The organism is Ottowia sp., from assembly GCF_016703145.1.
Taxonomy (GTDB): Bacteria; Pseudomonadota; Gammaproteobacteria; order Burkholderiales; family Burkholderiaceae_C; genus Ottowia.
This window is the reverse complement of the sequence record NZ_JADJCO010000003.1, coordinates 552094-567668: the sequence shown is the minus strand read 5'-3', so window position 1 is coordinate 567668 and position 15575 is coordinate 552094. Positions and strand designations below refer to the sequence as shown.

The 15575-nt window shown below is 66.8% G+C and carries 13 protein-coding genes and 1 pseudogene; 4 read left to right on the top strand and 10 right to left on the bottom strand.

Annotation, left to right across the window (positions count from 1 at the left end; genetic code table 11):
• The gene (locus tag IPG65_RS06300) at positions 1–981 is read right to left on the bottom strand and encodes a tripartite tricarboxylate transporter substrate binding protein (protein ID WP_293188397.1); all 981 of its coding nucleotides are present in this window, start codon (positions 979–981) and stop codon (positions 1–3) included.
• Between the two features lie 230 nt (positions 982–1211).
• On the opposite strand from IPG65_RS06300, the gene IPG65_RS06295 reads away from it, so the two are divergent.
• Positions 1212–2162: an IS110 family transposase gene (locus tag IPG65_RS06295; protein ID WP_293188396.1), complete on the top strand. Its 951-nt coding sequence runs from the start codon at positions 1212–1214 to the stop codon at positions 2160–2162.
• Between the two features lie 120 nt (positions 2163–2282).
• A complete protein-coding gene (locus tag IPG65_RS06290) occupies positions 2283–3233 on the top strand; it encodes a LysR substrate-binding domain-containing protein (RefSeq protein WP_293188395.1) in 951 nt (316 codons plus the stop codon).
• Between the two features lie 66 nt (positions 3234–3299).
• Here IPG65_RS06290 and IPG65_RS06285 read toward each other — a convergent pair whose 3' ends face one another.
• From IPG65_RS06285 to purE, 4 genes and pseudogenes are all read right to left on the bottom strand, one after another.
• A complete protein-coding gene (locus tag IPG65_RS06285) occupies positions 3300–4238 on the bottom strand; it encodes an SGNH/GDSL hydrolase family protein (protein WP_293188394.1) in 939 nt (312 codons plus the stop codon).
• Between the two features lie 36 nt (positions 4239–4274).
• A pseudogene (locus IPG65_RS06280) lies at positions 4275–5277 on the bottom strand (L-threonylcarbamoyladenylate synthase).
• A gap of 2 nt (positions 5278–5279) precedes the next feature.
• Positions 5280–6473, bottom strand: a complete 1194-nt coding sequence (locus tag IPG65_RS06275; protein WP_293188393.1) for a 5-(carboxyamino)imidazole ribonucleotide synthase — start codon at positions 6471–6473, stop codon at positions 5280–5282.
• The gene (gene purE, locus IPG65_RS06270) at positions 6470–6970 is read right to left on the bottom strand and encodes a 5-(carboxyamino)imidazole ribonucleotide mutase (protein ID WP_293188392.1); all 501 of its coding nucleotides are present in this window, start codon (positions 6968–6970) and stop codon (positions 6470–6472) included. The genes IPG65_RS06275 and purE overlap by 4 nt, the downstream gene beginning before the upstream one ends.
• A 58-nt stretch (positions 6971–7028) precedes the next feature.
• Between purE and trxA the strand changes: the two genes are divergently transcribed.
• Positions 7029–7985, top strand: coding sequence for a thioredoxin (gene trxA, locus IPG65_RS06265; RefSeq protein ID WP_293188391.1), 957 nt, complete (start codon positions 7029–7031; stop codon positions 7983–7985).
• A gap of 366 nt (positions 7986–8351) precedes the next feature.
• Here the strand turns inward: trxA and IPG65_RS06260 are convergent, their stop codons facing one another.
• Positions 8352–9227: a hypothetical protein gene (locus IPG65_RS06260; RefSeq protein WP_293188390.1), complete on the bottom strand. Its 876-nt coding sequence runs from the start codon at positions 9225–9227 to the stop codon at positions 8352–8354.
• A 10-nt stretch (positions 9228–9237) separates the two neighbouring features.
• On the opposite strand from IPG65_RS06260, the gene IPG65_RS06255 reads away from it, so the two are divergent.
• Positions 9238–9903, top strand: a complete 666-nt coding sequence (locus tag IPG65_RS06255; protein ID WP_293189971.1) for a methyltransferase domain-containing protein — start codon at positions 9238–9240, stop codon at positions 9901–9903.
• Positions 9904–9908: 5 nt separating this feature from the next.
• Here IPG65_RS06255 and IPG65_RS06250 read toward each other — a convergent pair whose 3' ends face one another.
• From IPG65_RS06250 to IPG65_RS06235, 4 genes are read right to left on the bottom strand one after another with little or no spacing between them, the layout of a single operon-like run.
• The gene (locus IPG65_RS06250; RefSeq protein WP_293188389.1) at positions 9909–10823 is read right to left on the bottom strand and encodes a rhamnan synthesis F family protein; all 915 of its coding nucleotides are present in this window, start codon (positions 10821–10823) and stop codon (positions 9909–9911) included.
• A 20-nt stretch (positions 10824–10843) separates the two neighbouring features.
• Positions 10844–11626: a 16S rRNA (adenine(1518)-N(6)/adenine(1519)-N(6))-dimethyltransferase RsmA gene (rsmA, locus tag IPG65_RS06245; RefSeq protein ID WP_293188388.1), complete on the bottom strand. Its 783-nt coding sequence runs from the start codon at positions 11624–11626 to the stop codon at positions 10844–10846.
• Between the two features lie 15 nt (positions 11627–11641).
• Positions 11642–13147, bottom strand: a complete 1506-nt coding sequence (locus tag IPG65_RS06240) for a peptidylprolyl isomerase (RefSeq protein WP_293188387.1) — start codon at positions 13145–13147, stop codon at positions 11642–11644.
• Positions 13140–15521, bottom strand: a complete 2382-nt coding sequence (locus IPG65_RS06235; RefSeq protein ID WP_293188386.1) for an LPS-assembly protein LptD — start codon at positions 15519–15521, stop codon at positions 13140–13142. The genes IPG65_RS06240 and IPG65_RS06235 overlap by 8 nt, the downstream gene beginning before the upstream one ends.
• Positions 15522–15575 lie beyond the last annotated feature (54 nt).

Here is a 15575-nt window from a genome sequence, read left to right as displayed (position 1 = left end):
TCAGCTCTTGGCCATCAGTTCCTTGAGCTTGAGCCGCTCGATCAACTCCGTCTCCTTGCGGTAGGTGGCCTCGACGTAGCGGGCGTATTCCGGGCTGTCCTGGTACATCAGCGGCGCGTCGATCTTGGCGCAGGCATTGGCGAATTCAGGGCTGGCCGCCGCCACCTTGAACGCCGCGCGCAGCCTGTCCAGCACCGCGGGTTCGAGCCCCCTGGGCGCGCCGATGCCGTTGGGCGCGTCCACCACGACGTTGAAGCCCGACTCCTTGAGCGTGGGCACGTCCTTGAATTCCTTGGTGCGCTGCTCGCCCCAGGTGGCCAGCAGCCGCAGCTTGCCGTCGCGCACGTGCGGCGCCCAGGAGCTGGAATCGACCAGCACCTGCACGTGCCCGCCCAGCACGGCGGCCAGCGCGTCGGCGCCGCCCTTGAAGGGGATGTGGTTCATCTTCACGCCCGCGGCCAGCAAAAACTCTTCCCAGCCCACGTGCGTGGCGCCGCCCACGCCGGCGCTGGCGTAGGTGATCGTGTCGGGATGGGCCTTGGCGTCGGCCACCAGGTCCTGCAGCGTCTTCCAGGGCGCGCCCGGCGGCACGACCGTGCCGAAGGTCTGTCCGGAGACGCGCGCGATGTAGGTCAGCTCCTTGAGCGGATCGAGCTTGACCGAGCCGAGCTGCGAGAAGCGCGTGACCGAGATCGGGATCTGCCCGACGGTGTAGCCGTCCGGCCGGGCGTTGGCCATGGCGCGCAGGCCCAGCATGCCGGCCGCGCCGGCGCGGTTCTCCACGGCGATGGCCTGGCCCAACTCCTTGCCGGCGGCCTGGCACAGCGCGCGCATGGTCACATCGGCCGTGCCGCCGGCCGACCAGGGGCAGATGAAGATGAGGGGGCGCTCGGGATAGCCGGCGGCCCGCAGGCCGGGGGCATGGAGCGACGCGGCGGCGGCGAGGCTGGTGAAGGTGAACTGACGGCGGCTCAGACGCATGGCTTGTCTCCTTATATCTTTCAAATAATTCAAACTTCAGTGGTCGAAGTGCAGGCAAGCACGTCGATCAGTGAACGGGTTGACTCGCCATTGCGCAGCCTGGGTCTCCTGCGAGCCCGAGCTCGAACCACAGCACAGGGCGCGCGGTGGTGGTCTTTTTGTTCTGCTGCATCCCGAATGGTTGATCGAACACATTTCGTATTCATAAGGCTGGGAGCCGGAGAACTGCTATGAGTGAACCTGTCTACGTGGGTATCGATGTCGCCAAGGCCAGCTTCGAGGTGGCTGCCAGCGGCGAGGCGCAAACCTTGAGTCTGGGCAACGACGAGGCGGGCCACGCCGAGTTGTGCCAGGTGCTGGTACCGCTGGCACCGCGCCTGATCCTGCTGGAGGCCACGGGCGGCCATGAGCGACTGCTGGCGCTTGCGCTGGCTGCGGCGGGCCTGCGCGTTTCGGTCATCAACCCGCGCCAGGCACGCGACTTCGCCCGCTGCACGGGCAAGCTGGCCAAGACCGATCGCATCGACGCGCAGGTGTTGCGCGGCTTCGCCGCCTTGCTGGACGCGCAGGGTCATGAGCCGCGTGCGCTGCTCGATGCGCAGCAGCGCGAACTCACCGCGCTGGTGACGCGCCGACGTCAGTTGGTCGCCATGCTGGTGGCCGAGCGCCAGCGCCTGGCGCTGGCCCATCCGAAGGCCAAGGCCAGCATCCTGGCGATCATGGATGCGATCGCCGCCCAGCTCCACGACGTGGACGGGCAGCTGCGCGAACACGTGCGGGCTCACCACGCTGACCTGGCCAAACTGCTGACCTCCGTCAAAGGCGTTGGCCCCACGACAGCCAGCACGCTCCTGGCGCAGCTGCCTGAACTCGGTCACCTCAACCGCAGGCAGATCACCTCGCTGGTGGGCTTGGCCCCGATGAACCGCGACTCGGGCACCTTGCGCGGGCAGCGTCATATCTTCGGCGGGCGCTCCGACGTGCGTCGCGTGCTCTACGTGGCCGCGCTCGTCGGTACACGCTTCAATCCAGTGCTCAAAGCCTTCTACGCAAAGCTGCTGGTGGCGGGCAAACCCAAGAAGGTCGCCCTCGTGGCCTGCATGCACAAACTGCTGATCATCCTGAACGCCATCGCTCGCACCAAGTCGCCTTGGCGCAACGAGATCGCAGGGATAGCTTGAGTTAGTCATTCAAGATGGTTGCTGTGATGGGCTAGCGACGAGCGGGATTATTCGATCTATGCTCATTACAATCTATTGAAACTTTGGACTCTCCAGTTTCCATTTTTTCATGGTGAATCCATGAGCCAGATCGATCGCGTCCTGCGCTCCAACCTGAGGCTGCGGCACCTGCAGTTGCTGGTGGCCCTGGACCGGTTCCGCCAACTGGGCCGGGCCGCCGACTTCCTGGCGCTGACGCAGCCGGCGGTCTCGAAGATGCTGGCCGAGGTCGAACGCCTGTACGGCGTGGCGCTGTTCACCCGGTCCAGCCGCGGCACCGAGCCGACGCCCGCCGGCGAGGTGGTGGTGCGCTTCGCGCGATCGGTGCTGTCCGACCACGCCCGCACGCGCGACGAGGTGACGGCCGTGGCCAGCGGCGCGGTCGGCCGGGTGGCCGTGGGGACCATGGTGGTGGCGTTTCCGGTGCTGGTCTCCGGCGCCATCGAGCGGCTCAAGGCCGCGTCGCCCCGGGCCACGGTGCTGGTCGAGGAAGGCGACCTGACGCGCCTGCTGCCGCGGCTGCGCGTGGGCGAGCTCGACCTGTTCGTGGGCCGGCTGGAGCCGGCCTACGCCGCCCCCGACCTCGACACCGAAGCGCTGCTGCACGACGGCATGTGCATCGTGTGCCACCCGGAGCACCCATTGGCGCAGCAGGCCAAGCCCGGCTGGGACGAACTGGCCCGCCAGCCGTGGGTGGTGCCGCCGCCCTGGGCGTCCTCGCGGGTCAAGCTCATCCAGACCTTCTACCGGCACCGGCTCGATCCACCGACCGACATCGTGGAGTCGGCCTCTTTCCTGGTCACCTTCGACGCCATCCGCCGGCATCGGGCCATCGGGTTCCTGGCCCGCATGGTGGCGCGGCACTTCGAGCGCGACGGCCTGCTCAGGATCCTGCCGGTCAAGGTGGCGATCGAGCTGCCTCCGGTGGGCATCATCGCCATGCGGTCCAGGCCGCGAACGCCGACCTGCGAGCAGATGATCGAGGCGCTCCGAGGCGCGGCGCGGCAGCACCTGAGCGGCGCGCCGTCCTGAACGTTCGCCTTGGACGACCCGGCAAAAAAAACGGCCCCGCAGGGCCGGCTCGCTGCAGGCGCGCGCCTACCAGCGGCCCTTCAGCTTGGTGTAGACGTTTTCCGCGTAGTTGTCGCTGACGAACTTGCGCTGCGCCTCGGGGGTGAAGTGCAGGTCGTCGGCGAACAGGTAGCGGTTGTAGTCGGGGCTCTTGACGGTGCCGGTGGTGCAGCTCAGCGCGGTGGGCGTGGTGCACACGGGCGTGGTGGCGTTGTTCACCGAAAAGTTTCCCGGCTTGCTGGCGATGAAGTTGTAGAACACGGCCGCGTCGAAATACAGCACGGTGTCGCCCAGGCCGGCAATGGAAACCTTGAGCCCGTCGTTGTTGAAGGTGTCGCTCAGCCGGGTCATCGGCCCGCCCTCGTCGATGCCCTCGGGCGCCGACAGGCCCTGCGAGCGGGACCACGGCGAGATGCTCAGGTTGTACACGCCGGTGACCACCACGTGCTTGGCCCCGGCGTTGACCAGGCGCCGCACCTGGTCGGCCAGCGCCACGCCGTGGGCCTTGACGGCGGCGGTGGTGGCGTCGGAGATGCCGGTGGCGGCGACGGCGGCAACGATGTCGCTCATGCCGCCGTTGACGAACACGACGTCGTCGTTCTCGAAGGTGACGTCCGCCAGCAACTGGTCGATCTGCTGCGCCACGCTGGGCGATGCGAGGCCGCTGGTGGTGTCGGCGCTGTCGATGCGCGCGAAAGCCTGCGCGTAGCCGGTGCCGCCGCTGGCTGCGGGGGTGACGGTGAGGCCGTAGCGCGCGGCCAGTTGCTGGATCCAGGTGAGCGAACCGTCGTTGACGGTGGCCACGGCGCCGGTCTGCCCGACGTCGGAAAAGCCGTCGCCGACGACGTAGAAGTGCTTGGGCTGGATGGCCGAGACCACCGAGCCGGAGCCGCAGCCGGCCAGGGCGACGGCGGCGCCCGCGCCGGCCAGGGCGAGGAAGCCACGGCGAGTGGATGCGAGTTTCATGAACAGGATCTCCGGAAGAATTGACGGGTAGTGTAGTCACCCGCTGGCGGCGGCGCGTTGCAAACGGTCGCGCACGCCGTCCCAGGCGGGGCCGGCCGGCGGCGCCTCGACCCAGATCAGCCGCGCGCCGGCGTCGTCGAAGCCGCGCAGCACGGCGAAGAGCTGCTGGGCGGCCGCGTCGGCGTCGTCCGGCATGCGGCGCAGCAGCAGGTGGCTGGAGGCGCTCTGGAGCGGCGCGCGCGCCCAGACGGCGATGTGCCGGGCGTCCGCGCCCAGCAGCTCGAGCGCGGTGCGCAGCTCGGCCGCGCCCATCAGGCGCAGCCGGGCGCGCGGCGCGTAGTGGCCCAGCAGGGTGCCGGGCGCCCGCGGGTCGGGCGCGGCCAGCTCTTCCTTCAGGCGCAGGCGTTGGCCGGCGGCGCGCTCGATGCCGGCGCGCGCGAGCTGGCCGGGGCGCAGCAGCACCGGCGCGCCGCGCGTGCAGTCGACGATGGTGGACTCGATGCCGACGGCGCAGGGGCCGCCGTCGAGCACCAGGAGGTCGTCGCCGAATTCGGCCGCCACGTGCTGCGCGGTGGTGGGGCTGACGCGGCCGAAGCGGTTGGCGCTGGGCGCCGCCAGCCCGTGCACGCCGCGCGCGGCGCAGGCCGCCAGCAGCGCCTGCGCGACCGGGTGCGCCGGGCAGCGCAGGCCGATGGTGGCGTGGCCGCCGGCGGCGCCGGCGGCGCCGGCGGCGCCGGCGGCGCCGGCGCGGCAGGATCAGGGTCAGCGGGCCGGGCCAGAAGGCATCGATGAGCTGGCGCGCAAAGGGCGGCACCTCGCTGGCGAAGGCGCCCACGGCGCTGGCGCTGGCGACATGCACGATCAGCGGGTGGTCGGCGGGCCGGCCCTTGGCGGCGAAGATCTGGCGCACGGCGGCGTCGCTGCCGGCGTCGGCGGCCAGGCCGTACACGGTCTCGGTGGGCAGGCCGACGAGCTGGCCGGCCGCCAGCGCATCGGCGGCGCGGGCGACGTGCCCGGGCGCGTGGCCGTCCAGGATCATGGTCAGAACGGCTCGATGCCCAGCAGGGCCGCCGCCCGCAGGGCGTTGCCGCGCGCGGTTTCGGCGCTGGCGCCGGTGAAGGTGAGGTGGCCCATCTTGCGCCCGCGCCGCGCCTCGGTCTTGCCGTACAGGTGCAGGTGCGCGCCGGGCAGGGCCAGCACCTCGCGCCAGGGCAGCGCGCGCGGCGCGCCGTGGGCGTCGAACCACAGGTCGCCCAGCAGGTTGAGCATGACGGCGGCGCTGTGCTGGCGCGGCGGCGCCAGCGGCAGGCCGGCCAGCGCGCGCACCTGCAGGTCGAACTGCGAGGCGTCGCAGGCGTCCACGGTGTAGTGGCCGCTGTTGTGCGGGCGCGGCGCCATCTCGTTGACGACCAGCTCGCCGCTGTCCAGCACGAAGTACTCGACGCACAGAACGCCGACGTAGTCCAGCTCGTTCGCTATTTTTATAGTAGCTGCTTGCGCAATATCGGCGCTGGCTGCGGGCACATTTCCTTCAAAAACCTCGGTCACGGCCAGGATGCCGCCGCGGTGCAGGTTGCGCTGCACCGGCAGGCTGACGACCTGCCCGTCGCGCCCGCGCGCGACGATGACGGAGCATTCGCAGGCCAGCGGCAGCATCTTCTCCAGCACGCAGGCGACACGGCCCATCGACGCCCAGGCGGCGGCCAGCTCGTCCCGCGTGGCCACGCGCGCCTGGCCCTTGCCGTCGTAGCCGAGGCGCGCGGTCTTCAGGATGCCGGGCAGCAGGCCCGCGGGCACGTCGGCCAGGTCGGCCTCGCGCTCGATCACGGCATGGGGTGCGGGAGCGACGCCGCCGCTGGCGGCGCAGCGGGCGAAGTGGGCCTTCTCGCGGATGCGGTCCTGCGCGATGGCCACGGCCTCGGCGGCGGGCGCCACGGGGCGGGTGCGCGCCAGCTCGGCCAGCGCCTCGGCCGGCACGTTCTCGAACTCGGTGGTGATGGCCAGCGCGCACGCGGCCAGCTCGCGCAGGCCGTCGGCGTCGCGGTAGCCGGTGGCGATCTGGTGGTGGCTGACGCGGCCGGCGGGGCTGGCCGGGTCGGGATCGAGCACCACGGTGTCGTAGCCCAGTGCCTGCGCCGCGTGCACGAACATGCGCCCGAGCTGGCCGCCGCCCAGCACGCCCAGGGTGGCCGGGCGGCCGTCGATGACGGTGCCCGGGAGGATGACCGAGGTCATGGCGTGGCCGCCGGGGGCAGCGCCATGGCGCGCGCGGCGGCGGTCTGGTCGGCGCGGAAGGCTTCGAGCCGCTGGCGCAGCGCCGCGTCCGTGGCGGCGAGCATCGCCACGGCGAAGAGCGCCGCGTTCGCCGCGCCGGCCGCGCCGATGGCGAAGGTGGCCACGGGCACGCCCTTGGGCATCTGCACGATGCTGTGCAGCGAATCGACGCCCTGCAGGTGGCGCGAGGCCACCGGCACGCCCAGCACCGGCACCACGGTCTTGGCCGCCAGCATGCCCGGCAGGTGCGCCGCGCCGCCGGCCCCCGCGCTGATGGCGCGCAGGCCGCGCGGCTGCGTCTGCTCGGCGTAGGCGAACATGTCGTCGGGCATGCGGTGCGCCGAGACCACGCGGGCCTCGTGCGCGATGCCGAACTGCTGCAGGATCTGGACGGCGTGCTGCAGGGTATCCCAGTCGGAGCTGGACCCCATCACCACGCCCACGAGGGGGTTCGTCATGTCGCTATTGCACAATGGGCGGCTGTTTTTCTCCGATTTTGCCCGCACAAGTCCGCCCATGATCGATATCACCGTTCAAAACTTCGAAACCGAAGTCATCGCCGCCTCGATGCACACCCCGGTGCTGGTGGACTTCTGGGCGCCCTGGTGCGGGCCCTGCAAGACGCTGGGGCCGCTGCTGGAGAAGCTGGAGGCCGAGTACGCCGGCCGCTTCAAGCTGGTCAAGATCGACTCCGACCAGGAGCAGCAACTGGCCGCCGCCTTCGGCATCCGCAGCATCCCCACCTGCATGTTGCTGAAGAACGGCCAGCCGGTGGACGGCTTCATGGGCGCCCTGCCCGAGGGGCAGTTGCGCCAGTTCCTCGACCAGCACGTCCCCGGCGAAGGCGCGCTGCAGGCCGAAACCGAGGCGAGCGAGGCCGAGGCCCTGCTCGAAGCCGGCGACACCGAGGCGGCGGCGGCCAAGCTGGCCGATGCGCTGGCCCAGGATCCCGGCAACGACGACCTGCGCGCCGACTACGCGCGCCTGCTGATCGCCACCGGCGCCTTCGAGGAAGCCGCCGCCCTGCTGGACGAACCCCTGAAGCGCGAGCCGCGCCCGCTGCGCTTCGACGCACTGCGCCGCTGGCTGGACGCGCTGGAGTTCGTGCAGCGCGACGAGCGCGGCGACTGGGCCATCGAGCAGTTCGACGCCCGCATCGCCGAGAACAAGCGCGACTTCGACACCCGCTTCGCCAAGGCCCGGGCGCTGATGGCCGAGGGCCAGTGGACCGCCGCGATGGACGAGCTGCTGGAAATCATCATGCGCGACCGCAAATGGAACGACGAGGCGGCGCGCAAGACCTACGTCGCCATCCTGGAGCTGCTCACCCCGCCGCCGCCCAAGCCCGGCGCCGGTGCCGAGGGCAAGAGCGCTGGCGGCATCGAGCTGACCGGCAAGGCCGCCGCGCAGGAAGACCCGCAGGCGGCGCTGCTGTCGGGGTATCGGCGGAAGCTGTCGATGGCGTTGAACTGAGCGAATTTGCTTCGCCTTGACAGGTGGCTTGCATGATCCGCGTCAGCCCGGGAGCCTTGAAGCCATTTGCCAGCAAGGACATCTGGCGGGACGCCCGATGCCGCCGTGACCATGCCGCGATTCCGTCGATTTCGATTTTTTTCGAACGGCCACTTGATCGAGAGGCCATCAAGGCGGCCTTTCCCTTCACGACCCGATCCACCACGCCTCGGGGTCACGACAACACACGTCAAGGCTGCTGAGCAGCGAGGGATTGTGACCCATGGATAGCCAGCTCAGATCACACAAAGCTGCATACTTCTCCGAGTGCCGCCTCGACGTGCGCGTGGCGGCGGCAATAAGCAGACGGCGTTGATCTGAACAGCATCAGAGTGCTGCGGATGGCTGTCTGGCGGCTTCGCTCAACAAGCGCCCAATATTTTGACGCTGAACAATATAGAGGTTGCGATATATGGCGGATTTGGTCTTGATGTATTGGCCTTTGAGCGCATCGAGCACTACCAGGTTACCGAGAGCCTTGTCTGCTCCGCGCAGGGAAAGCGGTGCCCGAGCAAGATCAACGCCTATTTCTGCTTCGGTTCGCATGACTTCAAGCAATACCGAGACCAGACGCTCAATCAGGAAAATCTTCATCGAATAGCTGACGGTCTGACGATGCGTTGTTGCCGTGTTCAGGCGCTGCGCCAAGATAGAATCGCCCGTCTCACACAATGCGAAGATCTGCTCAGTCAACTCCAACCATCGCTTCCAGAATCTGAACTTCGCCACAAAGTAATTACTGAAAATGATACGAGTCTGATCTTGCACCATCTCCATCAAATCCAGGTCGACAGCTAAGTAGCGCAAGGCATCCTGTGATATTTGAAGAAATCCAGGGTGATATTCTTCACCCTGATGGAAGCTATTTGGGTATAATGCATTAAAGTCAAAATATGGCGAAAAGCTAATGACATCAGATTTCGAATTTGCGAGGCACGCATCGACCTGAACACTTGATAGTCTGGTCTTATCTGAAAATCTTGGCGAGAAGAAGCCCAAATAATCTTCATCATCAAAATTCCCATCAAGCAGGGTACTTCTAATTGGCCAATATTCATACCAATCAGGTCGCTCTGGTTTGATATTTTTTAATGGAATGAACCCGGGATCCAATTGGATCTTCGTCTGTTCATCGTAAAATATCTGATAAATAAATACTCGATGCCGTCGCCCAATGGGCGCAAGGTCAATCTCTTGGAGCATAACCGTGCCAATGAACCTAGATCAGATTATTGAAAAAAACAAGCTACTGGGCAGAGGATACCATCCAGATGGTCAGCCACGCGCGCTCACCGCCCAGGAATTTTTTGAGATCTCCCATGAGGCCGGATGGAATCAATTCAATCCAGAATATCGCCAACTTTTTGAGCATTTTGCTTATTGGGTACGAATTAATTTAAATATTCTCAGCTCTTTAGAAATCGGTGCCGGTCCAGGTTATTTCTTGTATTGCCTGAATCGACTGGGCATCAATGCAAAAGGAGTGGACGGCAATGCATACAGTCGAGCCCTATTTCAGAAATGCCATCCAGAGTATGCTCAGCAGTACGAATTGGATCCGCTTTTCACAGGCAATTATGCTCGCACAGATACATTATTCAGCATAGAAGTGTTTGAACACATCGACGATGCAGGCCTTGACGCCATCATGAAAAAGGTGCGTGAAGACGTCGTGCCTCGCTGTATCGTTTTCTCATCTACACCGCATACTGATCCACATCCAAATTGGGACATGCAATGGGGACACATTAATATCAAACAGCCTGAACAGTGGGACAATTTTTTTGCAGGCTATGGATTCGAAAGGCAGGTTAACCTGAAGCCACCCATCACGGAGTGGGCCGCAATTTATCGGAACACTCGCATGGGTCATACCTGACCTTCTCAAATCAATGCGTCATTGATGAGTGATTGCACGGAAGTACCAGCCCATGCAGGGGAACGCTTGATTAGAGAAAGCAATTGACCAGAAAATATGCTTTGTCGTAAAAAATCAATCTTAATGACACCAAATTTCTTGAACACGAAATCCCACATGAAATGAGTCGGATTCAAGTGATCACTCCTATTGAGACGAATCATGACCTCATTTTGCTCTTCGGGAATATTGAATACAACTTCACTCTGAACAATAGCACGCATGATTGCCAATGCCTTTTCACCCTGTGTTGGTTTATATAAAGACTGGGGTGAATATCCTGATTTCATAAAATATTGAGACATACCAATCTCATATTTCTGAATCACCTGCTCTCGATCCGAAATGGGTTCCATGGCACTCCACCAATTTCTCATTGCATTTGAATTGATAAAGTCTTCCCCCTCAAATATTACGCAATAAGATTGGACATGAATGGCAAATTCTCTGGAAATTGTTAACCCAATAATACCTCTACCTACGGGTCGCCCAAAGATCGAAAGCGCCAGCAGCGCCGGATTGGCAATCACTATGGAGCTATTGATGATGAGCAGCCGCTTCCATGGTTTCGCACTGGAAAGCGCATCAATTCCAACCTTATAGGACCAAAAGTCGTAGCCGAAATTCTCACGCAAAATGACCTTGCAGTGTTTTTCGAGCAGTTCCTTGCCGTCATCTGACAATCCTGTCGACACAAGAACAATGTGCGGCGTGACATGTGATTTCACGTAAATCACAAAATCAATCAAATGACGCGCCACTCTTCCAGCGGGATGGAAATGGGCGATCACAACTGCCGTATTGTCATCCCTGGACAGCGAATGGTTCTGCAGGCTGCTATGAGGTAAATTCATCGGCTTTAAAAGCTCAGAATGCGACATTGATCATCGATGCGTCCGACTCAAATTGACTTGCTTCCCACGAAGCCTACGAGCTGCGCCAGTGCCACATATTCCGAAACAGGCACTTCCTCGGCCCGCCGCTGCACGTCGAACTCACCGCCGAAGCCCCGCCCCGCCAGCCACCGCCCCAGCGTGTGGCGCAGCAGCTTGCGGCGCTGGCTGAAGGCGACCTGCACCAGTGCGGAGAAGGCGTCCACGCCGAGCGGCGCGAACTCGGCGCGCGGCACCATGCGCACCACCGCGCTGTCCACCCTGGGCGGCGGGTCGAACGATTCGGGCGGCACGAAGAGCACGTCCTCCATCGCGTAGCGCCACTGCAGCATGACCGACAGGCGCCCATAGTCGGCCGTGGCGGGCGACGCGACCATGCGGTCGATCACCTCTTTCTGCAGCATGAAGTGCTGGTCCTCGATGCCGCCGGCAAAAGGCAGCAAGTGGAACAGGATGGGGGTGGAGATGTTGTACGGCAGGTTGCCGCATACTCTCAATTTGATAGCTGTCGGCGCAATGGGGATGCGGGCAAAGTCCACTTTCAGCACATCGGATTCGATCACGTCGAGCTGCGGGTGCGCGCGCAGCCGCGCGGCCAGGTCGCGGTCGAGTTCGATCACCGCGAGGCGCCCCAGGCGCTCGGCCAGCGGCTGCGTCAGCGCCGCCAGGCCGGGGCCGATCTCGACCATCGCCTGCCCGGGCCGCGGATCGATGGCGCGCACGATGGCGTCGATGACGGCCGGGTCGGTCAGGAAGTGCTGGCCGAACCGCTTGCGCGCAATGTGCTTCATGCCTTGCGGCGGGCTTCAGTTGCGGTATTCGACATAGGCGCGCCCACGCACCTCGCGCGCCCAGGTCTCGAAGGCTTCCTGCGCCTTGCGCTCGCGCAGCATGTTGCGCGCCAACTGGCGCTGCTCGGCGCCGGTCAGCACTTCCTCGCGCCGGCCCTCGACGCGGATCAGGTGCATGCCGAAGCGCGTGACCACGGGGTCGCTGACCTGGCCGGCGTCCAGGTTGTTCATGGCCTGCTCGAACTCGGGCACGAACTGGCCGGGGCCGGCCCAGCCCAGCTCGCCGCCGTCGGCGGCGCTGCCGTCCTGCGAGTGTTCGCGCGCCAGCGCCTCGAAGCTGGCCTGGCCGGACTGGATGCGGCGCTTGAAGTCGGCCAGCCGCTCGCGCGCCACCTGCGGGCTTTGCGACGGGCCGGTCTTGAGCAGGATGTGGCTGACGCGGGTCTGCGGGATCTTGACCTCGGGCAGGTCGTTGCTGACCTTGCGCTCCAGCAGCTTGAGGACGTGGAAGCCCGCGTCGGACTTGACCGGCCCCGCCACCTCGCCCACGCGCAGGCCTCGCGTGCCCTGCACGAACAGGTCGGGGTAGCGGTCGGCCGGCCGCAGGCCCAGCACGCCGCCGTCGCGGCCGCGGTTGTTGGCGTCGGACGTCTCGGCGGCCAGCTTGGTGAAGTCCTCGCCGCCGCGCGCGCGCCGTGCCACGTCCTCGGCCCGCGCCTGCAGGCGGGCGACCTCCGCGGCGCCGCTGCCCTCGGGCACGGCCACCAGGATCATCGCCAGGTTGATCTCGGGCACGCCGGCGCGGGCGCCGGTCTGCTCGCGGATGAAGGCCTCGACCTCGGCGTCGGTCACGCGCAGCTTGGGCTCGATCTCGCGCTCGCGCAGGCGCGCCAGCAGCACCTGGTTGCGCACGTCGTCGCGGAAGTCGTTGACGATGAGGCCCTCTTGCTCGATGCGGCGGTGCAGGGCCTCGACCGTGGGCAACTGGTTCTGGCGCGCGATGGCCAGCTCGGCCTGCGCCAGGGCGGCGTCATCGACCTTCAGCCCGATCTCGCGCGCGTACTGCAGCTGGGCGCGCTCGGCGATCAGGCGCTCCAGCATCTCCTTGCCCAGCTCGGCGGCGGGCGGCGGCGCCATGCCGCGCTCGGCCAGCTGGCGCTGGGCGCGCGCCGTGCGGGCGCGCACCTCGTTGCGGGTGACCGGCTCGGTGTTGACCACGGCGACGATGTAGTCGGCCTCGCGCGGCGCGGCGCTGGCCGCGGGCGGCGGCGCGGCGGGTGCAGGCGCCGGCGCGGCCGCCGCCGCCGCCGCCGCGGGCACGGGGGTCTTGGGCGGGGTTTTCGAGGCCGGCGCCTTCTTGCGCGCCGCCGGCTTGGTCGATTTGGACGGCTGGGTCTTGGCGGGCGCGCGCTGGGCGGCGCCGGCCGGCGCCGTGCCCTGGCCGTGGGCCGGCCAAGCCAGGGCGCACAGCAGGGGCAGCAGGGCCCAGGCGGCGCGGGGGCGGTGCGGGGTCTTACTCATAGTCGGTGAACCGGCTCGGTGGGGTGACTTCCTCCCGCAGCATCTGGTAGCGCGGGATGTTGTTGCGCAGCGTGCGCAGCGGGTTGGTGCCGATGCGCGACAGGCCGATGAATTCCAGCTGGAACATGACGCGCTTGGTGGACGAGGTGAGACCGCTTTGCAGCTTCTCGAACACGACCCGCCCGATCCAGCAGCCGGCATCGTATTCCAGGCCCACGATGGCGTCGACCAGCTTGCTGTCGCGCAGGCTGTAGTTCAGGCGGCCGACGCCGTACCAGCGCCCGTTGCAACTGCCGCCGCCGCCCGAGCGCGTGGTGCCCAACTCGCCGCGGCGGCCGGCGAGATCGCCCAGGGGCCACTGCCAGCCGATGTCCAGGTGCTCGCTCTTCAGGTCGCGCTGGTGGCGATAGGCGGCGCTCACGGTGCGGAAGGGCCCCGGCGAATAGCGCGCGTGGATGGTGGTGCGGGTGGAGCGCCGGGTGTCGGGGTTGTACTGCACCACGGTGTCGAAGGCCCAGCGCGGGTCCCAGTTGATGGAGGCGCCCAGCATCACGTCCGACAGGCCGCGGCTGGTGGGCGCGCCGCCCGGCAGGGTGACCTGCTGCGCCGAGAAGCGGTAGCGCTGCGCCATCGACAGCCGCAGGGCCTCGGCGCCGGTGTCGGGGTCGAGCAAACGGCTGGTGAGGCCGGCGGTGACCAAGTTGTTGTCCACGATGCGGTCGTGGCCGGCGAAGGCGTTTTCCGACCAGATGGTGGCGAAGTTGAAGTCGTAGGCGCCCGAGTCGTAGTTGGGCAGCCGGCTCTGGTCACGGTAGGGCGTGTACACGTACATCAGCCGCGGCTCCAACGTCTGCGTGAAGGCGCGGCCGAAGTAGCTGGCCTCGCGCTCGAACACCAGGCCGCTGTCGAGGCTGAAGGTGGGCAGCACGCGGCCGGCCGAGGTGGCGCCGTCGGCCAGCGGGCGGTCGAACTGGTAGCCGCTGGCGTGCAGTTGCAGCTTGGGCGTGAGAAAGCCCCAGGGCCGCAGCCAGGGCCGCGCCACCTGCGCGTGCACGAAGCTGCGCTCGGCGTTGGGCTGCCCGGTCCAGAAGCTGTCGGCGCGAAAGCGCGTGAAGTCGGCATCGACCGAGTAGTCGAAGCCGCGGTCGTTGATGCGCGCCCAGCGCCCGGCCACCTGCGGCAGGCGGTCGTAGGGCGGGACGATGGGCGCGGCGACGTCCTGCAGCGTCTGCCACTTGAGCGCGCGCACGCTGGCGGAAAAATTCCCGCGCGACCAGCTCAGCGCGCCGTCGTTGGCCAGCAGGCGCGTGGTGAGCGCCTGCCCGCGCGTGAGCGACATCCCGCGCCGGTTGAAGTCGCGCCAGTAGTCGTTGTCGCTCACGCGGTTGAGGTTGAGCGCCAGGCCCACCGCGCCGATGCTTTCCACCCCCGTGTCGTGGGAACCGTTGTGGCGCGCGAACATGCCCCAGCGGTTGCGGCGGCGCAGCCGGTCGTCGAGCATGACGTTGGCGTTGACGCGCCCCTGGTAGTTGTCCTCCAGGTAGCGGAACTCGCCCGCCACGTCGACCCCGCGGCGCGACATGAGCGTGGGCATGATGGTCGCGTCGCGGTTGGGCGCGATGTTCCAGTAGTAGGGCGCGGACAGCTCCAGCCCGCTCTTGTTGTCCAGCCCGAGGGTGGGCGGCAGCCAGCCGGACTTGCGCCGCTCGCTCAGCCCGAAGCTCATCGACGGCACCGGCAGGATGGGCACGCCCTTGAACTCCAGCACCGCGCCCTCGGCGCGGCCGGTGTCGTCCTCGCGGTCGAGTTCCAGCTTGTCGGCGCGCAGGATCCAGTCGGGCACCCAGTCCGGCCCCGGCCGCTCGCAGGTGGTGTAGTCGCCGTGGCGCACGGTGGCGCGGTCGCGGTCGAGCAGGTCGATGCGCTCGGCCTGGCCGTGCGCGCCGGTGGCCAGGAAGCGATAGGTGGGCTGCAGGAAGAAGCCCTCGAACGAGTCCACCTGGATCTGCCCCTCGGTGGCGGTGTAGCGGTCGCCCTCGGCGTTGACCCGCACGCCGCCCTCGACCCGGGCGACGTCGGTGCCCTGGTCGAAGGTCAGCCGGTCGCCCTGCACCGTCAGGCCGGGGCGGCGCAGCTCGGCGTGGCCCTCGATCACCGTCTCCAGCTCGGCGCGGCCGGTGATGCGGTCGCCATGGACGATGGACGGCGGCGCGGCGGTCTTCGGCACCGCCTCCGCCAACCGGGGCGTGGCGCGCAGCTGCAAGGGCTCGTGCGGCGGCGCCGCGCCGGTCTGCGCCAGCGCGGCGCCAGCCATGAGCGCCAGCACGCCCAGGGCGACCGGGCGCAGCGCCGGCCGCCGCCGGGGGGGGCGCACGCGAGGGATGGGGGATGAGGAAGAGGGGGCCTGCACAGCGAATGGGTCGGGTGG